Source organism: Geobacillus thermocatenulatus (assembly GCF_002217655.1).
Taxonomy (GTDB): Bacteria; Bacillota; Bacilli; order Bacillales; family Anoxybacillaceae; genus Geobacillus; species Geobacillus thermocatenulatus.
Map to the genome: position 1 here is coordinate 269,628 of NZ_NEWK01000002.1, position 25,243 is coordinate 294,870.

Consider the following 25,243-nt stretch of genomic DNA (forward strand, 5'->3'; position numbering starts at 1 on the left):
TTTCTGTATTTTTATAATGAATTTTTTTGCAAACGGTTTCAAATGAGACGAATATTTATACAAAAGAAGCCAGCCGAGGAGATAATCGTCTCCTCGGCCGACTTTTTCTATCCGCTATGGATGTTACGTTTTCTCCTCACGCCGACGCCACGAGCCGGACGAAATGATCGGCAGGCCGGTGGCTTTTTCCGGCAAATAAACGTAGACGTACCCTTCGATCGGCTGGTGGGCGTCGTGGACCCATATCCGCTCATATTCGTTATCGTCCCGTCCTTCGGCGTAGTCTTCAAGCTCATCCATCGCTTTGAGCCCTTCCTCCGTCACCGTCAACCATTCCCCTTCCACTTCCCCTTCTTCTCCGAGCACAAGCGCAGGGTACGGGCCGACGCTGTACAAACGGCCGTTCACCTTCCCTGGGCATACGGCGCGAACATAAGGAGCTGCAACACAATGGTTGTCCTCGCCGGTCAGCAACGTTCCATACACAAACACTCGATATCGTCTTTCCGCCATCTCACGTTTCTCCTTTTGTTTGCATAACAAAGATTATGAAAACTCGAAGAAGAAAACAAAAACAATGGAAGCCCTGCCTCTCATCCATCCTTGCCGCTCCGTGGCGGCGCCAGTGTGAATTTGTCAAGCGGACAGCGGACAGCGGACAACGAAAAAGCCGCGCCAGCTCCATGAGCGGCAACGGCACGGCTTGCGATGATCCCGCAGCAAACGAATGACGCTTTCTTCATCATATCCATTCGACAACGAGAAGTCAAGCAACCGTTTACGCGGATGGCTTCCATTTAATGCTGCAGCCGATGCTCGGCTTTTGCTTTTCCGGCACCGGACGGCCCTCCAACAAAGCATCCAGCGCGGCGCGGATCGATTCCCCGGTCACCGGAATGCCGTTGTTCGGCCGCGAATCATCAAGCTGGCCGCGGTAAACGCATTTCAGCTCACGGTCGAAAATATAAAAATCCGGGGTGCAGGCGGCGTCGTACGCCTTCGCCACTTCTTGCGTTTCGTCGTACAAGTATGGGAACGGGTAGCCAAGCTCTTTCGCCACTTTTTTCATGTTTTCGGGCGAATCTTCCGGATATTGTTCAGCATCGTTGGAGTTGATGGCGACAAACGACACCCCTTTGGGCATATAATCGTTTGCGAGGCGAACAAGCTCGTGCTGTACATGCTTGACAAACGGGCAATGATTGCAAATGAACATAATGACAGTCGCTACGTCCGATTTCACATCCTCAAGACGAACGACGTTGCCATCGATGACATTCGTGAGGGCAAACGGCGGCGCTTGTTTGCCAAGCGGAAACATGTTCGATTCGACAGCTGGCATCAACAACACCCTTTCTCCAATATTTTCTTTCATTATATCAAAAGGAAGGCGGATGTCACAAATACAGCGCCCAAACCGAACTGCACAGCCCGGCATATGATGCCACATAGACGAACGGAAAGGAGGCTTTTTCCATTGATTTACATGAACAAACAGATGACCCCGCGCGTGTACGGTGCAACTCCGCTTCCCTCCTCGCATTCGGTGTTTTATTACCGACGCGCAAAAACGGAACAAATGATGGAAGAGCAAATCCAGCTGCTTGAACAATTGAACGAGGCGTTCCTTCGCCTCAAGCTGGCGGTGGAGGAAGGACGAAAGCAACAGACCGATGATCGTGAGAAAATCGCCGATGCCTTGACTCGGCTTGAGCGTTCGCTTGCTGCCGGGCAAACGGAACAAGCCGAGCATAGCGGGCGTCTCGTCAAGGCGCTGGACCACCTCAAGGGGATGGTGGCGGCAAGCCAAACCGAGCAAACGGAACGATATCGCGAACTAACGGAAACCGTTTCGCGCTTCATGGATGCCTCGAATGCCGGACAAAACCTGCAGGCGGAGCAAAGCAAGCAATGGGCCGCAGCGTTCGACCGGCTCGAGCAATGGCTCGCTGCCGGACAACGAGAACAAGCGGAGCTCGCCGAAACACTGGCCCGCCTTGAACGATCGATCCACGCTCATGAGCAGATAGAGTACGAACAGCGGCGCGCATGGGAGGAGCAGTTCGCAAAAGAAGAAGCAGCGCGCCAAACGGTCATCGAAGCGCTGACGATGCAAAGTGAAGCGATGCACCGGCTTGAGCGGCAAGCAGCCGAACGCGAACAACGGGTGGAAGGAATGTCCGTCCGCCTCGAAGGGCAAGAAAAGCTGCATCAAAAAGTTTTGGAACAACTGGAACTGCAACATTTCTTCCATCAGACGGTCATCGAGCGGCTTGAAGCGCAAGAGGCGGCGCAATACAAAGTGACCCGCCAGCTCGACAGCTTAAAAGAAGCACTGTATGAACGATGCTCCTTTATCGTTGACAGCGTCAAACAACTGTTTTCCTCGTTCTTTTCCGGGCGGGGGCGCAGCCAAAAAATCGACCGCCAAGCCGCTGAACCAAAAGACTTGATCCACTTGTAGAAAACGTTCATGGTCTTTCGGCGTCTGCCGCCATCCGCCGGTTGAAACGGCGGACATTTTTTGTTGCCAGCGGTTAGAGGCCGAAGCAAATCAATGGACAACAAGAAACGAAACATCCCATAATAAGAACTAACCATTTTGACTATCTCGCACCGAGAAGCCCCCCACTTCCACATGTGAACGCAGGTGGGAGAGCATTCAACCGCAAGGAAAAGAAAGCCTTGATACATCAACATTTCGAGAGAGAGGGAGAAATCATCATGCCGCTACAGCTCAGCGTTCTTGACCAATCGCCGATCGCCGAAGGCATGACCGCGGAAGAAGCCCTTCAAAATACCGTCCGGCTCGCCCAGTTTGTCGAAGAGCTCGGCTACAAGCGTTTTTGGGTGTCCGAACATCACGATGCGAACAGCCTCGCCGGCTCATCTCCAGAAGTGCTGCTTGGACACATCGGGGCGAAAACGTCGCGCATTCGCATCGGCTCAGGCGGCGTGATGCTGCCGCACTACAGCGCCTATAAAGTGGCGGAAAATTTCCGCGTGTTGGCGGGTCTAGCTCCCGGCCGCGTCGATCTCGGCATCGGCCGCGCGCCTGGCGGCATGCCGCGGGCGACGATGGCTCTCCAAGACGGCCGACCGCGTCCAGTTGACCGCTATCCGCAACAAATCGATGACTTGCTTGGGTATTTGCATGATACGCTTCCGCCCGTCCACCCGCTATATGGCGTCAAGGCGACGCCGATGGTGCAATCGCCTCCGGACGTTTGGCTGCTCGGATCCAGTTCGGAAACAGCGAAGCTGGCTGCCGATAAAGGGTTGCCGTACGTGTTCGCCCAGTTTATCAACGGGGAAGGCGGCGAACATTATATGCGGCTGTACCGCGAACGGTTTGTTCCATCGCCGTATTTGCACGAGCCGCGCGGAATGGTCGCGGTGTTTGCGATTTGCGCCGAAACGGATGAAAAAGCGGAATGGATCGCGGGAAGCCTTGACTTGACGCTGCTCATGATCGAGCAAGGGATGGCGCTGAACGGCACGCCAAGCCCGGAAAAAGCGGCTGCGTATCCATACAGCCCGTATGAGCGCAAACGGGTGGAAGACAACCGGCGGCGGATGATCGTCGGCAGTCCGGCGCGCGTCAAAGATGAGCTGCACCGGCTGAGTGAAGCATATGAAACCGAAGAAATCATGCTCGTGACCATTACATACGACTTCAACGATAAACTCGCAAGCTTCCGGCTCATCGCCGAGGCGATGTGGGGGTGAAAGCATGAAGATCATTTCCATCAACGTTGGAAAGCCGAAAATCCTCAACATGGACGGCCGTCCGATTGCGACCGGCATTGACAAAACGCCCGTGGAAGGGCCGGCCGCCGTCGGCAAGCTCAACTTGGCCGGCGACGGACAAGCCGATCTGGTCCATCATGGAGGAGAAGATAAAGCGATTTGCGCCTATCCGTCTGAGCATTTCGCCTATTGGGAAGAGCGATACGGCCGCCCATTTACGGCGGGGGCGTTTGGCGAAAACTGGACGCTTCTCGGGTTGACGGAAGACGATGTATGTCTTGGCGACATGTATGCCGCCGGCACGGCGCTCGTGCAAGTGTCGCAGCCGCGCCAGCCGTGTTCGAAACTAGCGTTTAAGCACCAGCTGCCCGATTTGCCGAAAGCCGTCTGCCAGACAGGAAAAAGCGGGTTTTATTTCCGCGTCTTGCAAGAAGGCGTCGTCGAGCCGGGCGCACCGCTTATCCTCATGGAGCGCGGGGCCGGGGCGCTATCGATCGCCTATATCAACCGCATTTACTATCATGACCGCGGCAATGTAGCAGCCATGGCGCAAATCGCCAGCCATCCCGCCTTATCCGCAAGCTGGCGCGAAACGTTTCAAAAGCGCCTCACCGCTCGGTCCCGGCCGTAAAGCACAAAGCGATGGTCCCGTCTGTTTGGAGTGGCCGATGGACGAACGGGCAAGGCTTTGGCGCGGAAAGCAACCATCAAAAAGGCGCCCTTTTGCTTGGACGTCGTTACACATCGTAAAACAGGCGCTCGCGGAGGCCGATTCGCCTCACATCCCGTGGAGCGCCCCCCTTTACCTTGGCCGAGCGAAACGGCGCCACGTATCTTGGGACATCCTATTCCATAGCCTTATAGTAAAAATTTTTCTATTCAGGAAAACACCAATAACCTTCTTAATTTTCTTTGGTGTAATACTTTATAAAACTTACAAATGAAATGAAAACGATGGCAATGATATTAACCGCCACAGTAATCTGTTCCTTGTCAACAAACACATTGAACAACCAAACAAGAAAGAAAATGACTAATAAAATATCTTTATATTTTTGTTTAATTGTTTTTTTCATCGCATTCTTCCTTTCTTAAGCACTTGAGTTCGTATGGAGGAGATCACGGATCTTCTCCGGTTCAACACTGCATCCAGCGACGCGATGGCCTCCAATTGGCGGTATCGGCGGACGAGCGCGGCGATCTCACTCAAACCGGGCCATCGTCGTCCCTTCCGTCACCCCAATGGAGTCCTTCGCGGCGTCGATCAACGCCTGAATTTTGGCTTTCTGCGGGCATTTCAGCCCTTCGCTTTGCCGGTGCACCTCGATGAGCTCTTGGGCGGATCGGCCTGCCATATCGGCCGGAAGCGGCGTCCACTCCAGCACTGAAAGCGCCATTTTTCCCAAGTCGCGAAACACCGTCCAAAGCTCCGGAAAATACCGGTCGGTCCAGCGGACGAGCGCGTTTTTCACCGCCGTCTGTTCCTTGCTCTGCTGTAGGAGTTGCGCTTGTCTCGTTAGCTTGGGCGCCATCCAAAATTCTAAAAGTTAAGTCAGCATTAAAAGCTCTTGGAGGAACAGCCAAATTTGTCTCTACCGCTATCAATTACTATCAAAATTACAGAAAACTAAAATATTCTCGGACTGTTGCTTGGGAACGTGCAGTGAATGCCGCCGCTTCTAATGTTGCTCCAGATTTAAAAGATGCTTTATTGAGTTTCTTTGGAATTGCTTCCATTGTTTCTGCTTGCACTGAATAGTTTGCTGAAAAAGAGGCTGTCTCAAAAGGTCGCTAACCAACCTTTTGAATCCAGCCTCTTCTTTGGCATAGGCATGATGTTGGCCGCATTTGGCTCACGACAGCGGATCCATTTGATAGCCAAGTCAAGCACCCGGCAACGGCGGTTGTACTAGGAACGTTCGAGAAACGAGCCGTTTGTGAACAAATTTCCCGTGACAAAACGATGCCATGTCCGTTCGGATGGAAAACCGATCCACTTTCCTCAAAGATGAATCGCGATGACCACGGCGGCGGTTGCGGCGTTGCGGGCACATCTGAATCGATGAAAGTTGGGCAGAAACCAAACCCGTAGTGAACCGAAAAAATGTTCTCCACAAAGTCTTGATGGACTCCATACAGTTATGCCTGTTGCACACCGCACAACCAATAGCGTTGATACAATTGAAAATAAAATCCTTTTACGGCCAACAGCTCTTCATGCGTTCCTTGTTCGATCACCTTGCCTTCGTTGAGCACAACGATGCGATCAGCCTGTTGAATCGTGTTCAGCCGGTGCGCGATGACCAAGCACGTCCGGCCGTTCATGAGCCGGGCGAGCGCTTCTTGAATGCGCACTTCGGTCACCGTATCAATGTTGCTCGTCGCTTCGTCCAAAATCAAAATGGCCGGGTCGGCGATCATCGCCCGGGCGATGGCCAACAGCTGTCGCTGCCCTTGGCTGATTCCGCCGCCTCCGGGGGACAGCACGGTGTCATAGCCGTTCGGCAGCTTCATAATAAACGAGTGGGCGTTCGCCTGGCGGGCCGCCTCCTCGACTTCTTCATCGGTCGCCTCAAGCCGGCCGTAACGAATGTTGTCGCGGATCGTTCCCGCGAACAAAAACGTATCTTGAAGCACAAACGCCATATGCCGGCGCAAACTCGCTCGCTTGATCGTCCGGCTGTCGCGCCCGTCGATCAAAATCACGCCTCGATCTGGATCGTAAAAGCGGGTCAACAGCTGCAATACGGTCGTTTTGCCCGCTCCAGTCGGGCCGACAAGCGCGATCGTCTCCCCTGGGGCGACAGAAAACGTAACGCCATCAAGCGCCGGACGCTGTTTGTCGTAAGAAAAGGCGACTTGGCGAAACTCGATGCGTCCATCAAGCCGGTCCAAGACCACCGCTTCCCGCTCGTCTTCCTCTTCCTTCGGCAAATCTAAAATTTCCAACACCCGCTCGGCGCCAGCCAACGCCGACAGCAGTGTGTTCCATTGATTGGCCAGATCATTAAGCGGTCGGGTAAACTGGCGGGCGTATTCGACAAACACGACGATCGTCCCGACCGATATCGCTCCTTTGGCCGCCAGCCATCCGCCGACGCCGGCGATGAGGGCGAAGCTTACGTTGTTTAAAAAGTTCATCAGCTTCGGGATGAAGCCAGAATACGTTTGCGCCCAAAACCCGGCTTGTTTCAGCTCGGCATTTTTGCGCGCCAATTCAGACTCCATCCGCTCTTCTTGGGAAAACAGCTTCACGACTTTCTGTCCGGAAATGACCTCTTCGATAAAGCCGTTCATCTCACCGAGCGCCCGTTGCTGCTCACGGAAACGCACCCGCGTCCGGTTGGTGATCCAGCGCATGCCCACATACATCAGCGGCACGACAACAAGCGTTACGATCGTCAACACCACACTCTGTGAAAGCATGACCACGATCGCGCCCATCAACGTCAACGTGCTCGAGACGACCTGGACAACCGTACTGTTAAATGTCTGGCTCATATTGTCGATGTCGTTTGTAATCCGGCTCATCAGCTCCCCTTGCTGGCGGCGGTCAAAAAACGAAATCGGCAGCTCATGAAAATGGCGAAACAACCGCTCGCGAATCCCCCGCACCGTCCGCTGGCCGACATCGATCATCCAATAGTTTTGCCAAAACGTCGCCGCGCCAAGAGACATATAAATGGCAAGAAGCAAAACAAGCGTCGCGAAAAAACCGTCCGTCTTCCGCTCGACGATGTACACATCGACCGCCCTGCCGATGACGTACGGACCGGCGAGCGCCAGCGCTGAGCTGACGACAACCATCACAACCGACGCAAACAACTTTCGTTTTTGCGGGGAGATGAACACCCAAAGCCGACGCAACGTGCCGACGCTGTTTTTCGCCCGTTGCGCACTTGCGCCAACACGCGCTCCGTGCGGGCTATGCCGTAGTGACATCCACCGATCCCTTCTTTCCTTCCTGCGTGGCGACGATGCGTCGATACAGTTCGCTTGTCGCCAGCAGTTGTTCATGGCTTCCTTGCGCGATCAGGCGGCCGTCTTCCAAAAGCAAAATGGTATCCGCCGCCATCGCTGTGCTCACCTTTTGCGTCACCATCACCGTCGTGCACGCATACCGCCGCAACGCTGCGAGCAGCTTTGCTTCCGTCTCTGCATCGAGCGCGCTTGTGCTGTCATCCAAAAGCAAAATGCGCGGCTGCCCCACCAAGGCGCGGGCGACCGACAGCCGCTGCTTTTGCCCGCCTGATAAATTGACGCCCTTTTGACCGATCCTTGCGCCGTATCCATCCGGAAACTGGGTGATCGTTTCGTGAATTTGCGCATCACAAGCCGCCTGCACAATCTCTTCCATCGACGCAGTGATCTTGCCGAAGCGGAGGTTGTCAGCAACCGTTCCGGAAAATAGCAGCACTTCCTGCGGGACAAAACGAACATAGGAGCGCAACTTCTCCACGGAAAACTCGCGCACGTCGACGCCATCGATCAACACTCGTCCGGAACTTGGTTCATACAGCCGGGGGATGAGCTGAAGAAGCGTCGATTTGCCGGCCCCAGTCGCCCCTAAAATCGCCGCTGTTTCTTGGGCGCGGATGACAAACGATACGTCAGAAAGCGCGTCAAGTTCACTGTCTGGATAGCGGAACGAAACGTGCTCAAAGCGAATTTCCCCGCGCTGGATGATCGGCCCATCGGCTCCGTGCCCCCCGCTTTGCTCTTCCCGCTCCTCAAGCAGTTCAGCGAGGCGGGCGGCCGAGGCGCGCGCCCGTGAAAACGCCATCGTAATAAATGTAAACATCGACAACGCCGCCGTGGCCCTTGTGGCGTAATTGATGACGGCCACGACTTGCCCTGCGCTCGCCGTCCCAGACTCAACATCCAGACGGCCGAAAAACAACAGTGCAATGATGGCGGTGTTCATTACCACCAGCAATGTTGGGGTGATCGTTTCAACGAGGCGCAGCACGCCCATCGTCCGCTCCATGAGCGCATCATTCGCCGCCGCAAATCGCTCCTCTTCGTATTCTTTTCTCATCCACGCTTTGATGAGGCGCATGCCGGCCAAATTTTCGCGCATCACACCGTTGACGCGGTCAAGCGCTCGTTGAACGGCGGAAAAGGACGCCGCCGCTTTTTGTACAACCCACAATAAAAAAGCGGCGGACAGAGGAACGGCCACCGCCAAGACAAGCGCCAGGCGCGCATGAACGACAAACGCCATCGCGACGCCGAAAACGACGAGAAGCGGTGCACGCAAGGCGATGCGCAAACTCATAAACAACATGTTTTGCACTTGCGTTACATCGTTCGTCATCCGGGTGACGAGCGAAGCCGGCGACAGCTGCTCGATGCGCGCAAGCGAAAACGATTGGATTTTGGCAAACAGCGCCGTCCGCAGCGCAAATCCGTACTCCTGACCGACGTAGGCAGCGGCAAATGAGTTGGCGATGCCCGAGGCAAACGCCAACAGAGACGCCCCGAGCATCACTGCTCCCCACGTGAAAATGGCCGCAACATCCTGTTTCATGATGCCTTCATCGATGATTTTCCCCATCAACAGCGGCTGCCAAAGCTCGATGATGAGCTCGGTCAACATAAACAACCAAGCTAACGCCATCCACTTCCCATATGGCCGCAAATAGATCAGCACCCGCCCCATGTCTGCGCCACTCTCCTCTCCATTCCGATCGCGGGGCCCAGCCGCCGTTCATCGTTGTGTATAATTTTATTCTAAACCCGAAATATTTATTTGACAATGAGAATGCATTGGCAGAAGCGGAGATGCTCCCGGCTAAAAGGCGCAAAACCCCCGAGCGGATGTCTCGTCGCTCGAGGGCCATCGGCGGCAATAGGGGAACAACGGGTCTGTTCAGTCGTTTCGAGCGGGATGCCCGATTCGCGGATGGTCAACTACCCCCACTTCGCTAACGCTTGAAGTGGGGGCTTGCCACTCCCCAGAAGTATTTGCCTCACCTCTCTTTCACTAAATATATTGCTTCCAGATCCATGCACGGGTCTGTGAAGCAGGGGGTTATTCCGTCTCCCGTCACACCTTGGCGCGACGAAGGCAAGCCTGTGGCTTGCCTTCAGCAGTCGAAAAAATAGACGACACGCTTTTGGGCCAGCGAAACGTGAAATCTTCCAGTTGATTCGGCATAAGAGCCATGTTTATGACGAACGCTGACGCCATGCCGAATAAAGCACCTCCTGGCTCATATGGTCGAAAGAGCTTGGCAATGCAAGGGACAACAGCTGTTGTTCATCGCCAACGATCGGCAGCAGCCGGTCGAGCTTGGCCATCAGCAAAATCTTTTCAATAACCGCGTTATCCCGGACGACGATCGCCATGGCGCGGCTTTCGCTGACGATTTGCTTAAAAAAGCGGACAAGGAGTGAAAGTCCTGTACTATCCAAAAATTGGAGTCCGCTTACATCGACAACGACAAGGCGGCGCTTGATAGCAGCCATGGCCGTCGCCAATTTTTGTTCCGCCGCGAGCTGCGTGTCATAGGCGAGCCGTCCCGTTAGCTTGATGCATTCGTATGCGCGTTCTACAACCATTTCCAATTCAAACGACAACCGATGCTGTTTCATTGTATCCCCCTATCGTTGACCAGCCATGCCCTGCCCTCGGCCACCACCCGCATTCGTTCCGATCACATGGGTGCATCATGGCACCAAAGCCCGTTATGTTGCATTCCGACTCATTTTCATGACCAGCATCCGACGGCCGACCTTCCGCTCAACCCACATAACGTCATCCATAATTTCTCGGATGAATAGCAGCCCTCGTCCCGATTCGGCGAGCAATACATCAGAGAGCGTCATTTGATCGAGCTGCTCGATCACGTCCGCCGGAACGCCGCCGCCCTCATCTTCAACCGCCACGACCACATCAGCGCTTGTGACGAAAAAGGAGAGCGAAATCGTCCCCGCCTCCATCCCCGACCGTTGAATAGCTTTGACGGCATTGACGACCGCTTCATGCACCGCCAACACAAACAATTCCGCATCACGGACCGCAAACAACGAAGCAGCCTGCTCTGCAAGAAGATGGCAAAACAAAATCGCTTCCTCGTCCGCTCGGCAGCGCACGATCCATTCACACACCACAAAGCGTCCCGCCTATCCATGAACCGTGATGGACAACAAGCAAATGTCGTCGGAAGGGCTGACGAGCGGCGGACCTTGGCTGATTAAACGTTCAAGGAAGCGTTTATCCGGCAAATGGCGGCACATTTGCGTGCATAAGCGAATTTTTTCAATGCTTTGCAAAATCGACGGATCGATCTCCTCTAAAATGCCGTCTGTATACAAAAGGAGGCGGGCCCGCCTGTCGTAATGAATCACCCCTTTTTCAAACGGCAAGGAAAACGGGCTGCCGATCGCCAAACCGCCTTTGTCCAACTCATGGACGCTTCCATCGTCAAACACGAGCAGCCCAGCCGGATGGCCGGCGTTCGTATATTCAATTTTTCGCTCTTTCGTGTCAATCACTAAATAAATCATGGAAAACAGGTGACGGATGTCATTGGCGCCATCAGGAAACAACGTTTGCACATGCTTTTCCAGCTCGCTCGCCACCGAGACCGGGTCGATGACGCGCACGATCAACCCGCGCAAAAGCGAGCGGAGCAACATGCTCACCAAGGCCGACGAAATGCCGTGGCCCATCACGTCGATGACGATCACCCCATAGCGGTACAGGTCGATTTGATAGCAAGCGTAAATATCGCCTGACAAATCATCCGACGGAATATAGACGGCATCCATCGTCACCGCCTCGTTTTGAATGAGCGGCGTCAGCAAATTTTGCTGAATTTTTTTGGCCAGCTCGACTTGGCGCCGCCGCTCCGCCTCTTTTTGCTTTTGCTTCGTCTCGTCTTGGACAAGGACGATATATCCGTCCGCCTGAAGCACGGGAATGACCGTATAGGCGACATTGGCGGCCGTGCCGTCCCGGCGCTGCACCATCCCTTCGCCGCATCGCTGCTCTTTGGGAGGAAACGGAAGCCATGTTTGACTGCCGCAACGAAAGAGCGACCATATCGGGCGGCCGACCGCCTCTTCTTTTCGGCGCCCAAACAGCCGCTCGGCACTCAGCCCCCAATCTTGCACGGTTCCGTCCGCCGCCACCGGAACAACCGCAAACGGGGCGGAATCGTAAATGACCTCGAGCAACTCAGACGGCGTCGGTCGATCAGCCGAAGGCATAGCCGTTTGTTCAACAAAATGCCAAACGAGCCATTCTCCCTCGCTGCCTGACAACCGATAGACGTTCATCCAGCTCGTATAGGTTTTCCCGCTTTTCGCCACATGGCGCGCTTCCCCTTGCCAACATCCGTCCTTTTTTACCAACTCGGCGATGCCGTCCAACAACGCGGCTGACCATTCGGCTGAAAACAGAACGCCGACCGGCCGCCCGACTAATTCGTTTTTGGCAAATCCGAGCCATCTTGGCGTCGGCTCGCTGACCGCAACAATCGAAAGTTGACGGTCGGTAATCACCATGCCGCTGCCCAACTGTTCCGCATCTAGCTGATCGATCGCCTGTACATTCGCCTTCACCATCGTTCAACCCTTTTTCGTTATAATCAAAATCCATCGTTTTCAGCTGACACCGGCTTCCCGAAACAAAAACGCGCGTCGGCGCCGGGTTGTTTCCACCCCGCCTTCGGGTTGCATGTTCAGCACCACTTTTCGCCCCATTGTTCCTCGTAGGAACAGGTTATTGTTGTATTCGTGTTTTTTTGCAGTTTTTCCTGCTTGCTGCCGCATAAATCTTCTAGTCCGTTTTTCTTATTTTGTTGATGGCCCAAACCGCCGGCGAATCGCCGCAATCACTAGCAAAAGCACCGGAATGATGATTTGCAGCGGGATGTGCAAGTAAAAGGTGACGATCTTCAACCCCTCGTAAATGTGCTCTGCATAGTTGCTGGCGATGGCGATAGACAAAAGCAGCACAAGCAGCCCGAGCGGATAAACGATTCGTTGATGTTTTGAAATGCCGAATAAATGAGCCGCTCCGACGACTCCGGCATAAAAAAAGATTGAGATTTTAAAAAACCCGCCGATAATGAGCGCAATCATAAACAACACATCAAGTCGTTCGAAAAAGTGGGCAACCTGTATGCGGCGAATCGTATCAAGCAACGGGAACGAAGAGCGGGAAGCCCCATCAGGACCAAGCACAATCATATTAATCGCCGCAATAACAGCTAAATTCAATCCCGTGAGCGCCATGCCAATCACGGCGGCGCGACTCACTTTAGCGGGATTATTTACATATGGAAACAACATCGTAAACACGATCATCTCACCAAACGGAACGTACAACGTTTCCGTAAACACCGTTTTCCACACCCGCCCCCATCCTTCTTCCAAAACAGGCTCCAACTGTGAAAGATCCATCACCCCGGAAACGAACACAAGCACAAATCCAGCCAACGCCATCACATACAGCATTGCCAAAAACAGCTCGCCAGTGCGCGCCAATACTTCCAGCCCTTTATAGGCGCCGTACATGACAACCAACGCCATAATGGCGTTTAAGACAAACAATGGCGTTTCCGGGTAGGCAAACGTGAGCAACAGCTCTCCAAAATCGCGCAGCACGCGAGCAGCAATATAAAGAAAATACGTCACATATACGATTCCTAACAATTTGCCAAGAGGCGCCCCAACAATGTGCTGTATATAACCGACCAGCGGCTGATCGGGATAGCAGCGGAACAAGCGCCCATAAACGGAGAATACAAGCAGTCCGAGCGCCAATCCAAGCAAAATGGCAATCCACACGTCCTGTTTGGCACTCACGCCGAGCGGAATCACAATGGCGCTGCCATGCTCAAACAGCACAATCAAAACGAACAGCTGACGTATATTGATCTGAATCGGCTCCAACTAGGCCTCACCGCCTTTGCTTCCTTCCACTTCGTTCCGTTCGTATCCAACTCTCTATTTCTCCATGTACGGTTTGTTCCGCAAACCGGTGCGGCGGATATAAATGTCTGCCGTCACCGTAACGTCAAGCTCCGGAAAGTACCGGTCATGCCACTCGTTTTGGATTTTCTTCCACAAACGCGGGGCGGCGCGGTGAACGGCGTCGCCGAATCCAAAAACATCAGTTCGCACACGCTGGGCTGAGACAATGGCTTGCTTTACTTCGTTTTCAATATGGCGGTCCAGTTCTTTTTCCAATCGAAGCAACACAGCGGGATCATTCAAATGCACCATCGTTAAAACCTCACTTATATCCCCTTCTGCTCCAATATGGACGGAAATAGAGGGACGCCCGCCTTTGAATTCGGCTTCAACGTCTGTTTTGGCCCGCACGGTTCGAAATCCAATCGCCTCCTGCTTCCCGTTCCAAGGAATCGTAACATTCGTTTGTTTGATGCGATCAAGCACCCAAACGACACCGCGCGCTGTTGGTCCATTCACCCACTTGACGAGGCGTCCATTTTTAAACAATGCCAAACCGTCCAAACTGACGCGCGCGTCTGGAACAGACGATTGAACGTTTGTTTGCCGTTTGCCGCGCGTCGGGTTTCCTTCGATTTTGACGCCAGTGACAACCGGATTGCGTCCGGGAGAAGAGAGATCACGGATCACCTGCCAAACGTCGACATTCATCGTCTGGCCCCACGCCATTTCCGAAAATTCGAGCGTTTTGATAATCTGATTTGCAGAGATTTTGTCCACTGGCGTTAAGACTGTGAGCACGTCTTGGGCTGAATGCCCGTGAGCAATGACGAGGCGTGCCGTCGTCCGAAATTGATTGTTGCGCTCTAAAGCGTCAAACACGCCATCGAGCCCTTCACGCGCCACCTCTTCCCCGATGACAACCAAATTCGTATGGGCGTAGTAAGGAAGCCGTGACAACTTTTGCGATGCCTTTCGGCTTGCTTCTACTAAACTGTCGCCCGTCGACGCGTAAATGGACACCGGAACACCCGCCGCTCCACCTCCACGTTGCGTCGCGCCGGCGACGTTGCCGGGGTTGACAACTTGAAATGAAGCCAAATACTTGCCGTCTTTCGTTTTATCCAGACCGACGGCAATAATAAACGCCAAATCGGTCAATTCTTTTTTGCTCCAACATCCAGCCAGCATCCCAGTGCAGACGACAAGAAGAACAAAGATGGCAATCCTCCTCTTCATGCCCCATCCCCTTTTTCTTGACGCGACGGTGCTGGCGGTTCCGGTTTTTGATCGCCCGACTGACGGACAATGTTCTTCTGGTTAATCAACCGCGGACGCTCGCGGAACATCCATGTTGGAACCCGAAATAATGTATCGCCCGCATTGGATGGGATAAACGGCGCAAGCGGCGACATGTACGGCACACCGAACGAACGCAAGCTGCACAAGTGAAGAATCATCGCCAAAATCCCCATCATAATGCCATAAAAACCGAACATCGCCGCCAAAAACATCAGCCCGAAACGAATGAGCCGCGCAGAAATGGCAATGGCAAACGACGGCGTCGCAAAGCTGGCGATGGCGGTAATGGAAACGACAATGACCATCGCCGACGATACAAATCCTGCTTCTACCGCTGCTTGGCCGATGACCAAAGCGCCGACGATTGACACCGCCTGTCCGACAGCGCGCGGCAGGCGGACCCCGGCTTCACGCAAAATTTCAAACGTCACTTCCATGACGAGCGCTTCGACGAATCCCGGAAACGGCACCGCCTCGCGCTGGGCGGCGATGGCGATGACAAGCTGGGTCGGGATCATTTCTTGATGAAACGTCGTCGCCGCGATATAAATGGCTGGAGCGACAAGAGAAATAAAGAAAATCAACACGCGCAAAAAGCGAAGAGCGGTGGCGATGTCAAAGCGAGCATAATAGTCTTCCACTGCTTGAAAAAATTGAATGAACACCGCCGGCGCCAATAAAACAAACGGCGTTCCTTCCACGAACACAGCCACCCGCCCCTCAAGCAAATTGGCGGCGACAATATCCGGCCGTTCTGTATGATAGGTTGTCGGGAAAGTCGTGAACGTCTGGTCTTCGATCAACTGCTCGATATAACCAGACTCAAGCACGCTATCAATGTCAATGCGGCGCAGGCGCTCCCTAACTTCTTTCACAATTCCGTCATTGACAATACCCTTAATGTACATGATCGCAACGTCCGTCTGCGTCACCGTTCCAATTTGCATTGTCTCAAGCCAAAGATTCGGATTTCTAATGCGGCGGCGGATCATCGCGGTGTTCGCGCGCAACGACTCCGTAAATCCCTCGCGCGGACCGCGGACGGCGATTTGCGTCTGCGGCTCTTCAATCGAACGATATTCCCCGCCTTTTGTGCTCGCGCTGACAGCAAACGGCGTCCCGTCAATGAGCATGACCGTTGCTCCGGAAAACAGCTCAAAAAAGAGCTTCCCCCAGTCAGAAATATGTTTCACACCGCCGACCGCAGCGAGTTTTTTTTCGATCCATTGAAACCGTTCTTTTTCCTCAAGCGCTAGCGGAAACGACGCTTGAAGCAATGGTGTCAGGACAAATTCGTACACATTTTTCTCATCGACAAGGCCGTCGACAAAAATAATGGCTGCCTTGATTTGCCATTTCTGGCCCAACGCAAAACGGCGGATGATGACATCGCTGCTCTCTCCGGTCTTTTGGCGAATGATGTCAATATTGACGGCCAGTTCAGCAGAAAGCGGCTCTTGCGGGACATCCGACGCCTCGCCGCTATAGTCCGATCCTTCTTGCTTGACGTCCATTCGCTTTTTCTGCTGGCGCATCCCCCATTGAAACAGCATGCCTCCTCCTCCTCGCTCCACATGATGTTATTCTCCATTATAGACAAGCGGCGAAAAACGTATACGGCGGCGCATTGTCTCCGATGAACAGGTGAACACTAACAGAAAAAGCGGTAGGTGACTAACATTGAACGTCATATTCCTCTCCCTCGCCTTTGCGCTGCTATTGATCACCACGGCTGTCGGAATGGATTGGCTGATGGGATTGGCGCTGACCCAATCGCTTCATAACATCTTCAATCCGTTCCGCGTCATGGAGACTCCTGAGCTGTTCATCTTATTTCTGTTCCTTCTTTTGTGGGTGCTCGATTTGCTCGCCGCATGGCTTTGGCGGCGGAAAAAGATGCCCTCTTAAACGAAAACGGGCAGCTCGCCGTCTGCCCGTTGTGTTCGTTATTTTTGGATTTTCTCCCATAAACGCCGATCTTCCAACCAGTTCCGCACATGAGAGCTGTATTGATCGATCGGAAGGCTGAACTGATCCCCGTCGCTTTGCAAAAATTCGATTTCCCCGTTCCATACTTGTCCGCCTAACAAACTTTCAACCGGTTTCTGCCATAAGTCTTGTTTTATCGCCTCAAGAAATGACTCGATCTCTTTCGGATCAGCCAGCACGACCACCGGACGCCCCGTTTCGACATTCCGGATCGTCACTTGGCGGATCGGGGAATAGCCTGGGCGAAGCAGCAAATAATATTGCTGCTTATATTCTTTTGAGCCCATGATGCGTTGAAAATATGGCATGTACGCCTCGATCGGGACTTGGTAGCGGCGGATGAGGCGCGTACCGTCTTTGAGAACATACCCGATCACAATCGGCTGGATGTTGCCAAAACGAGACGGGATCGGCTGATCGTGCACAAGCTGCGCATGGAGCGCTCTGACAGCCTTGATGTTGTCCTTCGTGTGCAAAAATTGGTCAAATGCTTCAAACTCTCTTTCCATCATGTTGGGGCTTTGCCAATTCATCACCGACTGACCGAAATACACTTTCTCAATGTCGGCAAGCTCAGGAACACGGCTTACATATCCGATTGGGTCAAGGCGCACGGCCAAAAATAAGACTGTCATCGCAGCGGCAAAGGCGACATACCCTTTCCACTTATGAAAAACGCGCCATGTTTTCATCACAACCATTTGCGCAATGACATACCCGACAAACGAAAACGCGACATATCCGAAAATCGTCCATCCCCATCCATCTCCAACTTGTCCAAAGTAAAAACCGCCGGTTAAGCACATACAAAACGCCACTCCATACACAAACAGCGGACGAAGCACTGTAAAGGCAAGCGCCTGCCCGGCCGCTTCCGTCGGCCGCCGCTCGTACAGCCAAATGGACAAACTGAAAAATAGAAGCGACAACAGCAACAACATCCCGATTTCTCCCGCACTCATCGCTTGATCCGTCAGCATCGCATAACGAATCGGCAACGCCCAATCCATCAGCTTTTCCGATAAATAGTACCCATCCGGAAATCCATACAACCATAACGGCATGTTGCTAAACAGCAACACCATGATGCCTGTCGGAAAAAAGAGGGCAATGTTGGTCAAGACGACATGAATGACCGATTGGCCGACGAGGACACCGACCACAATGCCGAGGGCAAAAATGACCGTTTCCACCACCAACGTCTCACCGAACCAACGCCATACGTCAGAGGCCCCAATCGGCCACGGAAGATCAAGCCCCAATAGGCAGCCGATGGCGGCGATCGCTGCCACAACCAGCGGTCCCACGAGCATAAGCCAGCCAAAGACCATTTGCCCCACAAGCAATTCGGTGCGGCGGATGGGCAAGCTATGGATGAAATCAGCTGACCGTTTCTCGTGCATGTAGCGAACCACACCGGCCGCCGCCAAGATCGGAACAAGCCAAGCAATCAGCGTCTCAAACCCGTTGGATATATAGTATACGTTCTTCCATTGCGGCACATTTCCGACTTTTGGATCATATTGCGAGTACGAAAGCCCAATCGGCAGTACGATCGCCGCCAGCCATAACAGCAGATGAATGATGGCAATCCAGCCGATTTGGCGAACATTTTGCGTCCACATGGCGCGGTTAGCTGACAACCGTTTCGCGGACATGAGCATCTCCCCCCATTTCGTACATAAAAATTTCTTCCAACGACAGCGGCAGCACATCAAGGATAAGAGGATGAAATGCGCGGACCGTCTCCTCTACGCGCCGCTTTTCCCCACGGACAATAAGAAGGACGATGCTGCCGCGCTCCTCGCGGTGAACGATATCGAGACGTTCCGCCAATTCGCCTGGACATCCATCGCGAAAAGCGAGCTGCAGCTTATGCATGCCGGCGCGCAATTCATCCAAATCGCGCTCGAGCTGCACCACACCGCGCGCCATCAGTCCGACCATGCCGCATAAATCTTCGAGCTCGCGCAAATTGTGCGACGAAATGACGACCGTCATCTCCCGTTCGGCCACTTCTTCTATGAGCAGCTGCTTCACATGACGGCGGACGAATGCATCGAGCCCATCCAGCGGCTCATCCATAATGAGCACATCCGGCTGGACGGAAAAGGCGAGCCAAAACGCCGCTTGGCGCTGCATGCCTTTGGAAAACTGCTGAATCTTTTTGTTCGGATCAAGCCCAAAGACGGACTGCAATTCCATAAACCGCCCGCGGCTGAACGAAGGGTACAGTTGCTCGTAAAAATCCGCCATTTGTCGAATCGTCGCGTGCGGAAAAAAGTAAACAAAGTCCGGCAAAAACAAAAGGCGTTGCTTGATGCGGACATTTTCCCACACATCCTCCCCGTCCACTGCAATCGTTCCGCGATCTTGGCGGAGAATGCCGGCCATCATCTTGAGCAGCGTCGTTTTTCCGGCGCCGTTCGGGCCGAGCAGCCCGTAAATCGCTCCTTTTGGCACCATCATGTTCGCGCCCTTGACGGCCGCAAACCGATCAAACGTTTTCGTCACGTCCACAAGTTGAATCACGATCCTCCCCCTCTTTCTTCCCCTTCTCGAATCCATTGCCATAACTGCTCATTCGTCACCCCTAAAAACCGCGCTTCCTTGACAAGGCGGACAAACTGCTCACGGACCGCGGCGACCGCCTCGATGTTTGGTTCTTTTGAACGCGGGGCGACGAAACTGCCTTTCCCTGGAATCGAATAAATCCAGCCTTCGCGCTCCAGTTCGCGGTACGCTTTTTGAATCGTATTTGGGTTGATCATCAGCTGTTTCGCCATCGTCCTGACCGATGGCAGCTGATCGTGCGGCTGCCATAGTTCGCGAACGATCATTTCTTTCATTTTGTCAATCAGCTGCTCGTAAATCGGCTGGCGGCTTCGCAAATCGAGCTCAAACATCTCCCCTCCTCCTCTCATTGTCACAACCGTACTATAACCAATAGTACACATAAAACAGAAGAAAGGCAAGAATTTTTTCCAAAATAAAGAAAGAATCCATTCCCGGATTCTTTCTTCATCTCATTCCGGCGCCGTTTGCCGCCGCGTTGACCGTTGCCGCTCGGCGGGCTGATACGTCTGAACAAACAGCCCATCTCCTTCGAGCCACTCGGCGATCAACACGTCTTTTGGCGAGGCAATTCCTTGTTTTTGCAGTTTGGCGGCCAGCCATTGCTCCGTTTTCCCAAGCTCCGCTAATTCGTCCGCCAACAGCTGGCCATCGCGGATCAGCGTCACCGGGACATACACCGGGTGGGGCGGCAGCTGGAAATCTTCACGCGTCGTTTTTTGATAATGGGCTTTTTTGAGGACGCTGATTTCCCCGTCCGCCTCCAAAAAACAAAACGCCACTTCGCGGATCGAAAATGTCTCATGTTTGCGGAGCAAGCTTTGCAGCTGATTGAGCGTCAAGCGGCTTTTTTTCAAGGCCTCGTAATCAATGACCCCGTTCCGAATGAGAGCCGTCGGCTTCCCCTCGCTCCATAAACGGAAGGAAAGCCATTTTTGGCTCGCATATTCCACCGTCATCAGCATCGCTCCCCAAAGGGTGATGGAGTAGATGATATACCAAAGATGGATATGGTCGTCATACAGGGCATTGCCGAGCAGCTCGCCAAGCACAATGGCCGAGATAAACGTAAACGGGCTCATTTGGCTGATGAGCTTTTTGCCGGCGATTTTCACGACAGCGAACAACAAAATAAAACCGGTGACCAATTCGATCGTCAAATGAAGCCATTTCATGCTGCGCCCCCCTTGCATGCCGTTGATGTTCGCCCTTTCTTCCCTGTATTGTGCCCCCTGCCGCCTGAGAAGTTTCACTGTTGGTTTGCCGTTGGAACGGATAAATTCCCCTGGACTGGAAACACTATCGTTTTAGAAAGCCAATCAGCGGCATTTCATCAGAAAAGAAGCCGGTTCAGCAAGGTTTCTGGAATCAGCAGCCTTTTGCCCTACATCCCCCGCCCTTTGGAGATTGCACGGAAAGAAAGGGATTCATGATGAACGGACAACCGCTTAGCGCCCTGCAATTGTTATTCATGATCATGCTGTCAGTCGGACTGATGAATCATGTCATCATCATCCCCTTTATGCTTGAGGCCGCCCACCGCGATGCGTGGATCGCCGCCTTGGGAGCGTTGGGAGGTTTGCTCGTCTGGCTGCCGCTTCTTTATTTCACCATCAAACAACTGAACGGCGAGCGGCTGTTTGACTGGCTGAAAAGCCGATTTTCGAGCGCGGCTGCTTATGCGGTGGCCGGTGTCAGCAGCGCTTTTTTGCTTCTTCACAGCTTTGTCACGTTAAACGATACGGTCACGTTTACCACCACCTCTTATTTGACGGCGACGCCGAGATGGGCGCTGATTCTTGTCATCGTGGCCGTTTGTTTTTATAACTCGTACCAAGGCATCGACTCGATTGCCAACACTTCCATGATCATTTGCCCGTTCGTCATTGTGCTTGGTTTTTTCGTCATGCTGTCAACCACTCCCCATAAAGACTATTCTCTGCTTAAGCCGATGCTTGAGCACGGCGTTACGCCCGTGCTGCACGGCATGATGTACGCGGGGGCCGGATATGCGGAGGTGATCGTTCTATTGTTTCTCTCCCATCGGCTGCCCCGCCCATTTTCATGGAAGGTGCTCGCCGCCGTCGCTGTTTTCACAGCCGGGCTGAGCATTGGGCCGACGATTGGCGCCATCACCGAATTTGGCCCCGAGCAGGCGACGCGCCTCCGCTATCCGGCGTTTGAGCAATGGAGGATGGTCAGTTTAGGGACGTACATTGAGCATGTGGACTTTCTGTCGGTCTATCAATGGCTGTCCGGCGCTTTCATCCGCATCTGTTTATCGACAGCGCTGATTGTGGAATTGTTTCCGATCCGCCATCCGCAAACCCGCCGTTGGGTGCTCATTGTCCTTTACTTGGCGATCACATTGGCGGCGCTGGCGCCGGTCAGCGATGAACAGTTTTTGCATTTTGTCAAACATAGGGTGCTGCCGGCATCGCTGCTGTTTAGTCTTGCGCTGTCCGTTGTGTTAAGTGGTTTCGCTTTGTTGGCATATCGCAAAAAGAAAAGAGGGATGACATGATGAAACGACCGATGCGCGCCGCCGAAGGCAAGCGGTTGAAAGACGATTACACAGGGCTCGAGACCGTCATCATCTCCGAAGAGGCGTTGCGCACGATGTACGCCAAATGCCCTGATGTCATCATGACAGAAGCCGCAATTCCATCCTCTTTGCCTGACGGCTCGGCGGCTGTGGTGCACTTGCTGTTTATGTATTGTGAAGAATTGTGCGATACGCAAATGCTGCAAAAGGCCATCTATCCGATGTTCCGCGCGCTGTGCGAACACCATCCATGCTTTTCGGCCGCCGACATCGAGGCCCGCAAACCGGCGGCGCTTGAGTATATGGGAAAAGAAGTGCGGATCGATGATCTCAACTTCAGGCTGTTTAGCGGCGATTTGCTCATTTATTTTCACGAAGCCGATGTCTTGTACACGATGCCGCTCGCCAGCCCGCCAAACCGCGACCCGGAAGAGCCGAACACGGAAGTATCGATCCGCGGACCCAAAGATGGATTTATCGAAGAAATCAGCAAAAACGTGGCGCTCATCCGCAAGCGGCTGCGCTCGCACCGGCTCGTCTATGAACCGTTTGTCATCGGCACGCGCAGTCAGACAAAAGTGGGGCTCCTCTATGTCGATGATATTGCCAACACGGCCATCATCGATGAGGTGAGAAGCCGTCTGCTCAGTTTGTACATCGACTCGGTGACAAGCACCAACCAAATTGAAGAGTGGTTGTCCGACACACGGTTTTCTTTGTTCCCGATGTTCGGCTACACCGGGCGGCCTGATTTTGCCGTCAATTCGCTCCTTAACGGCCGTTTTATCATCTTGGTCGACGGGGCGCCGACCGCCTTGATCGGCCCGGGCAATTTAACCTTTTTGCTGAACACGTCGGAAGACAACAACACGTTTTTCTTGTTTGTCGTATTTCAGCGCCTGCTCCGGCTCGTCGGCACTTCGGTCGCCATTTATTTGCCGGGCGCCTGGGTCGCCTTGACTTCGTTCCATCCGGACCAGCTTCCGTTCACCTTGCTGGCGACGCTCATTTTGTCGCGCCAAGGAGTGCCGCTTCCGGTGCCGCTGGAGATGTTTGTGATGATGATTTTGTTTGAGGTGTTTAAGGAAGCCGGGATGCGGCTGCCAATCGCCATCGGGCAGACGCTGTCCGTCGTCGGCGGCTTAATCATCGGCCAGGCGGCGATCAACGCCGGGCTCGCCGCCCCGGCCACACTCGTCATTGCCGCCATTTCCGTCATCTCGACATTCACGCTCGTCAATCAAAACATGGCCGGCAGTGTCACCTTGCTGCGCTTTATTGTCCTGACGGCCTCCACCGTTCTTGGCCTGTTTGGCTTCATTCTGTCGCTGTTTTTCATCTTGACTTATGCGGTCAACTTGCGCACCTGCGGCGTTCCGTATCTCACGCCGTTGGCGCCGCCATCAAAAGATATCGGGAAAGTCTTTATCCCGAGTACATGGAAGCAGTTCCGCACGCGCGACCGTATTGTGCACCCAAATGATCTCATTGCGAAAGAGAGGGAACAAAAATGAGGAAGCGGCTCTTTCCCGTCATCGCTTCCGTCATCTTGCTCAGCGGCTGTTGGGATACGCGCAACATCGATCATATTGTGTATATTCATGCCATTGGGGTGGATTATAAAGATGGCCAAGTGATCGCCTACGTCCAGCTGGTTGGTTTCACCGCCCTCGCCAAAGTCGAGGCCGGAGGCGGCAAAGAGAAAGCGGCCGTTTCCATCGGCAAAGCCGCTGGCGAAACGTTTAATATCGCGACCGACAAAATCTACCCTTCCATTCAACAAAGGGTGTCATGGGGCCATGTAAAAAGCATTGTCTTTACCAAACGGGCCTTGCAAAAAGGCATCGTGGCCGATGTGATCGATGTGCTGAACCGTTACAACGAAATTCGCCATACAGCATGGGTGTACGCCACCGATGAGCCGCTTTCCGAGCTGTTTGAAGCGACGCCGCTGTTAAACGCTTCCTCCTATTATTCGCTGTTGTCCAACCCGGAAGAAATCTTTCAACAAAGTTCGTTCATCCGCCCGATCCGGCTCAGCCGGCTGATTGTCGATATGGATGAAAAAGCCGATACGGCAAGGCTTCCGTATTTAACGCTCGACCGCCGGCGCTGGATCGAAAATAAAAAGCCGAAACCGATGCTCGCTGTTTCCGGCGTGTGTTTTGTCCACCATTACAGCCTGCAGCAATGTGTCCGCCGTTCCGATCTAGAGGGACTTCGCTGGCTCGAACACGACATTCGCCGCACCCCGATTTATGTCAAACAAAAAGGGAAAACGGTCGCCTCTCTTGTCGTCCGGGACCCGAAAACGAAATGGTCGATCAAAGTGAAGAGTGGAGAGCCTGCGTTTACTGTCCAAGTGCAGGCGCAAGGCGCCATCATCGAACTGCGTGAACCGCTCTCACGAAAACAACTGACCAAACTGGCGGAACAAACGGTGAAGCAGGAGATCCGCCGCTTGTATGAACTTGGCAAGAAGCAGCAGATCGATCTATTGAATCTGTCGGAGCAGCTGTATCGCCAGCGTCCGGATATTTGGAAACAACATCAGTCCAATGGCCTCATCCCGCTCGGCAACAACACGCTGTCCGTGAGCGTCAAGCTCGCGATCGGGGCATCCGGAAAAGAAAAGTTGAATTACCGGGCCGGTGATTGAAAATAGAATAAGATCAAGTATAATTAGGAATATTAGATATATTTTGAACGAGGGAGAACAATGAACACCCATACAGAGCGAACGAGCGCCGCAAGAATGACCGTCTACCCGATTTTGTTCGCCATCAGCCTCGGCCACTTTTTGAACGATGCGATGCAAGCGGTCATCCCGGCGCTCTTTCCGATTTTGCGCTCGACAATGGAGCTGTCGTATGCGCAAATCGGCTGGGTCGCCTTTGCCTTGAACATGACATCATCTGTCATGCAGCCGGCTGCTGCCCAACCATGTCGGCATGGCATCCGGGCTCATCGTCGGTCTGGCGTTTGGCATGGGGGCGCTCGGCGCGGTCGTGCTCGGCAAAATCGCCGACTTGTCGTCGCTCGGCACATTAATGGGGCTTTGCAGCGTGCTGCCGCTCTTTGGCGCCTTGGCGGTTTGGCTGCCGAAAGATCGGACATAGCCAATGCATATTTTTCTTTCAATCTCTTTTCGCTATA

23 protein-coding genes and 3 pseudogenes are annotated in these 25,243 nt (G+C 53.5%); 9 read left to right on the forward strand and 17 right to left on the reverse strand.

What is annotated here, in order from left to right:
- Positions 1-123: 123 nt before the first annotated feature.
- Together B9L19_RS10225 and B9L19_RS10235 are read right to left on the reverse strand one after the other, a co-directional pair.
- Positions 124-513, reverse strand: a complete 390-nt coding sequence (locus tag B9L19_RS10225) for a gamma-glutamylcyclotransferase family protein (protein ID WP_047753149.1) — start codon at positions 511-513, stop codon at positions 124-126.
- A gap of 265 nt (positions 514-778) precedes the next feature.
- Entirely contained in the window at positions 779-1,342 is a 564-nt protein-coding gene (locus B9L19_RS10235) for a thioredoxin family protein (protein ID WP_013145386.1), read from the reverse strand.
- 135 nt (positions 1,343-1,477) lie between these two features.
- Between B9L19_RS10235 and B9L19_RS10240 the strand changes: the two genes are divergently transcribed.
- From B9L19_RS10240 to B9L19_RS10250, 3 genes are all read left to right on the forward strand, one after another.
- Entirely contained in the window at positions 1,478-2,464 is a 987-nt protein-coding gene (locus tag B9L19_RS10240; RefSeq protein WP_047753150.1) for a coiled-coil domain-containing protein, read from the forward strand.
- Between the two features lie 260 nt (positions 2,465-2,724).
- Positions 2,725-3,729, forward strand: coding sequence for an LLM class flavin-dependent oxidoreductase (locus B9L19_RS10245; protein ID WP_025950256.1), 1,005 nt, complete (start codon positions 2,725-2,727; stop codon positions 3,727-3,729).
- A 4-nt stretch (positions 3,730-3,733) separates the two neighbouring features.
- Positions 3,734-4,381, forward strand: coding sequence for an MOSC domain-containing protein (locus B9L19_RS10250; protein ID WP_025950257.1), 648 nt, complete (start codon positions 3,734-3,736; stop codon positions 4,379-4,381).
- 271 nt (positions 4,382-4,652) lie between these two features.
- On the opposite strand, the gene B9L19_RS19035 is transcribed toward B9L19_RS10250, so the two are convergent.
- From B9L19_RS19035 to B9L19_RS10305, 11 genes and pseudogenes are all read right to left on the reverse strand, one after another.
- Positions 4,653-4,826, reverse strand: a complete 174-nt coding sequence (locus B9L19_RS19035; protein ID WP_167372776.1) for a hypothetical protein — start codon at positions 4,824-4,826, stop codon at positions 4,653-4,655.
- Positions 4,827-4,888: 62 nt separating this feature from the next.
- A pseudogene (locus tag B9L19_RS10255) lies at positions 4,889-5,237 on the reverse strand (IS110 family RNA-guided transposase); the annotation flags it as partial.
- A 336-nt stretch (positions 5,238-5,573) separates the two neighbouring features.
- Positions 5,574-5,885, reverse strand: a pseudogene (locus B9L19_RS10265) (IS982 family transposase); the annotation flags it as partial.
- 4 nt (positions 5,886-5,889) lie between these two features.
- Positions 5,890-7,692 carry an ABC transporter ATP-binding protein gene (locus tag B9L19_RS10270; RefSeq protein WP_089113934.1) on the reverse strand — a complete coding sequence of 601 codons (1,803 nt, stop codon included), beginning with the start codon at positions 7,690-7,692 and terminating at the stop codon, positions 5,890-5,892.
- Positions 7,676-9,412 carry an ABC transporter ATP-binding protein gene (locus B9L19_RS10275; protein ID WP_047753155.1) on the reverse strand — a complete coding sequence of 579 codons (1,737 nt, stop codon included), beginning with the start codon at positions 9,410-9,412 and terminating at the stop codon, positions 7,676-7,678. The genes B9L19_RS10270 and B9L19_RS10275 overlap by 17 nt, the downstream gene beginning before the upstream one ends.
- Before the next feature lie 509 nt (positions 9,413-9,921).
- On the reverse strand, positions 9,922-10,347 hold the full coding sequence (locus B9L19_RS10280; RefSeq protein WP_047753156.1) for an STAS domain-containing protein: 426 nt from the start codon (positions 10,345-10,347) through the stop codon (positions 9,922-9,924).
- A gap of 93 nt (positions 10,348-10,440) precedes the next feature.
- Positions 10,441-10,866 carry an ATP-binding protein gene (locus B9L19_RS10285; RefSeq protein ID WP_025950263.1) on the reverse strand — a complete coding sequence of 142 codons (426 nt, stop codon included), beginning with the start codon at positions 10,864-10,866 and terminating at the stop codon, positions 10,441-10,443.
- Positions 10,867-10,878: 12 nt separating this feature from the next.
- Positions 10,879-12,324, reverse strand: a complete 1,446-nt coding sequence (locus B9L19_RS10290; protein ID WP_047753157.1) for a SpoIIE family protein phosphatase — start codon at positions 12,322-12,324, stop codon at positions 10,879-10,881.
- Positions 12,325-12,552: 228 nt separating this feature from the next.
- The gene (locus B9L19_RS10295; protein WP_025950265.1) at positions 12,553-13,656 is read right to left on the reverse strand and encodes a GerAB/ArcD/ProY family transporter; all 1,104 of its coding nucleotides are present in this window, start codon (positions 13,654-13,656) and stop codon (positions 12,553-12,555) included.
- Between the two features lie 54 nt (positions 13,657-13,710).
- Positions 13,711-14,916, reverse strand: a complete 1,206-nt coding sequence (locus B9L19_RS10300; RefSeq protein ID WP_025950266.1) for a Ger(x)C family spore germination protein — start codon at positions 14,914-14,916, stop codon at positions 13,711-13,713.
- On the reverse strand, positions 14,913-16,532 hold the full coding sequence (locus B9L19_RS10305; protein ID WP_047753158.1) for a spore germination protein: 1,620 nt from the start codon (positions 16,530-16,532) through the stop codon (positions 14,913-14,915). Before B9L19_RS10305 ends, B9L19_RS10300 begins: the two co-directional genes overlap by 4 nt.
- A gap of 127 nt (positions 16,533-16,659) precedes the next feature.
- Between B9L19_RS10305 and B9L19_RS19040 the strand changes: the two genes are divergently transcribed.
- Entirely contained in the window at positions 16,660-16,887 is a 228-nt protein-coding gene (locus B9L19_RS19040; protein ID WP_047753159.1) for a YczF family membrane protein, read from the forward strand.
- A 38-nt stretch (positions 16,888-16,925) separates the two neighbouring features.
- Here B9L19_RS19040 and B9L19_RS10315 read toward each other — a convergent pair whose 3' ends face one another.
- The 4 genes from B9L19_RS10315 to B9L19_RS10330 all read right to left on the reverse strand — a co-directional run bounded on the left by B9L19_RS10315 (position 16,926) and on the right by B9L19_RS10330 (position 20,717).
- A complete protein-coding gene (locus B9L19_RS10315) occupies positions 16,926-18,626 on the reverse strand; it encodes a DUF6449 domain-containing protein (protein ID WP_047753160.1) in 1,701 nt (566 codons plus the stop codon).
- On the reverse strand, positions 18,601-19,500 hold the full coding sequence (locus tag B9L19_RS10320; protein WP_047753161.1) for an ABC transporter ATP-binding protein: 900 nt from the start codon (positions 19,498-19,500) through the stop codon (positions 18,601-18,603). Before B9L19_RS10320 ends, B9L19_RS10315 begins: the two co-directional genes overlap by 26 nt.
- Positions 19,497-19,874, reverse strand: coding sequence for a GntR family transcriptional regulator (locus B9L19_RS10325; protein ID WP_128733422.1), 378 nt, complete (start codon positions 19,872-19,874; stop codon positions 19,497-19,499). The genes B9L19_RS10320 and B9L19_RS10325 overlap by 4 nt, the downstream gene beginning before the upstream one ends.
- Positions 19,875-19,994: 120 nt before the next feature.
- A complete protein-coding gene (locus B9L19_RS10330) occupies positions 19,995-20,717 on the reverse strand; it encodes a DUF421 domain-containing protein (protein WP_025950272.1) in 723 nt (240 codons plus the stop codon).
- 257 nt (positions 20,718-20,974) lie between these two features.
- On the opposite strand from B9L19_RS10330, the gene B9L19_RS10335 reads away from it, so the two are divergent.
- From B9L19_RS10335 to B9L19_RS19815, 5 genes and pseudogenes are all read left to right on the forward strand, one after another.
- Complete coding sequence (locus B9L19_RS10335; RefSeq protein WP_198527167.1) at positions 20,975-22,066, forward strand: GerAB/ArcD/ProY family transporter; 1,092 nt, start codon at positions 20,975-20,977, stop codon at positions 22,064-22,066.
- Positions 22,066-23,601, forward strand: coding sequence for a spore germination protein (locus tag B9L19_RS10340; protein WP_047753169.1), 1,536 nt, complete (start codon positions 22,066-22,068; stop codon positions 23,599-23,601). Before B9L19_RS10335 ends, B9L19_RS10340 begins: the two co-directional genes overlap by 1 nt.
- On the forward strand, positions 23,598-24,746 hold the full coding sequence (locus tag B9L19_RS10345; protein ID WP_047753163.1) for a Ger(x)C family spore germination protein: 1,149 nt from the start codon (positions 23,598-23,600) through the stop codon (positions 24,744-24,746). Before B9L19_RS10340 ends, B9L19_RS10345 begins: the two co-directional genes overlap by 4 nt.
- Before the next feature lie 60 nt (positions 24,747-24,806).
- Positions 24,807-25,016 (forward strand): annotated as a pseudogene (locus B9L19_RS19810) (hypothetical protein); the annotation flags it as partial.
- A 22-nt stretch (positions 25,017-25,038) separates the two neighbouring features.
- Positions 25,039-25,206 carry a hypothetical protein gene (locus tag B9L19_RS19815; RefSeq protein WP_020754838.1) on the forward strand — a complete coding sequence of 56 codons (168 nt, stop codon included), beginning with the start codon at positions 25,039-25,041 and terminating at the stop codon, positions 25,204-25,206.
- The last annotated feature ends 37 nt before the right edge of the window (positions 25,207-25,243 follow it).

What these genes read in the sequence shown, in the direction of transcription:
- B9L19_RS19815 (WP_020754838.1), top strand. Translation starts at nt 25,039, where the DNA reads ATGGCATCCGGGCTCATCGTCGGTCTGGCGTTTGGCATGGGGGCGCTC.
- B9L19_RS10305 (WP_047753158.1), bottom strand. Translation starts at nt 16,532, where the DNA reads ATGCTGTTTCAATGGGGGATGCGCCAGCAGAAAAAGCGAATGGACGTC.
- B9L19_RS10250 (WP_025950257.1), top strand. Translation starts at nt 3,734, where the DNA reads ATGAAGATCATTTCCATCAACGTTGGAAAGCCGAAAATCCTCAACATG.
- B9L19_RS10290 (WP_047753157.1), bottom strand. Translation starts at nt 12,324, where the DNA reads ATGGTGAAGGCGAATGTACAGGCGATCGATCAGCTAGATGCGGAACAG.
- B9L19_RS10325 (WP_128733422.1), bottom strand. Translation starts at nt 19,874, where the DNA reads ATGTTTGAGCTCGATTTGCGAAGCCGCCAGCCGATTTACGAGCAGCTG.
- B9L19_RS10340 (WP_047753169.1), top strand. Translation starts at nt 22,066, where the DNA reads ATGAAACGACCGATGCGCGCCGCCGAAGGCAAGCGGTTGAAAGACGAT.
- B9L19_RS10330 (WP_025950272.1), bottom strand. Translation starts at nt 20,717, where the DNA reads ATGAAATGGCTTCATTTGACGATCGAATTGGTCACCGGTTTTATTTTG.
- B9L19_RS10270 (WP_089113934.1), bottom strand. Translation starts at nt 7,692, where the DNA reads ATGTCACTACGGCATAGCCCGCACGGAGCGCGTGTTGGCGCAAGTGCG.
- B9L19_RS10300 (WP_025950266.1), bottom strand. Translation starts at nt 14,916, where the DNA reads ATGAAGAGGAGGATTGCCATCTTTGTTCTTCTTGTCGTCTGCACTGGG.
- B9L19_RS10235 (WP_013145386.1), bottom strand. Translation starts at nt 1,342, where the DNA reads ATGCCAGCTGTCGAATCGAACATGTTTCCGCTTGGCAAACAAGCGCCG.
- B9L19_RS19035 (WP_167372776.1), bottom strand. Translation starts at nt 4,826, where the DNA reads ATGAAAAAAACAATTAAACAAAAATATAAAGATATTTTATTAGTCATT.
- B9L19_RS10245 (WP_025950256.1), top strand. Translation starts at nt 2,725, where the DNA reads ATGCCGCTACAGCTCAGCGTTCTTGACCAATCGCCGATCGCCGAAGGC.
- B9L19_RS10345 (WP_047753163.1), top strand. Translation starts at nt 23,598, where the DNA reads ATGAGGAAGCGGCTCTTTCCCGTCATCGCTTCCGTCATCTTGCTCAGC.
- B9L19_RS10280 (WP_047753156.1), bottom strand. Translation starts at nt 10,347, where the DNA reads ATGAAACAGCATCGGTTGTCGTTTGAATTGGAAATGGTTGTAGAACGC.
- B9L19_RS10315 (WP_047753160.1), bottom strand. Translation starts at nt 18,626, where the DNA reads ATGTCCGCGAAACGGTTGTCAGCTAACCGCGCCATGTGGACGCAAAAT.
- B9L19_RS10225 (WP_047753149.1), bottom strand. Translation starts at nt 513, where the DNA reads ATGGCGGAAAGACGATATCGAGTGTTTGTGTATGGAACGTTGCTGACC.
- B9L19_RS10335 (WP_198527167.1), top strand. Translation starts at nt 20,975, where the DNA reads ATGAACGGACAACCGCTTAGCGCCCTGCAATTGTTATTCATGATCATG.
- B9L19_RS10275 (WP_047753155.1), bottom strand. Translation starts at nt 9,412, where the DNA reads ATGGGGCGGGTGCTGATCTATTTGCGGCCATATGGGAAGTGGATGGCG.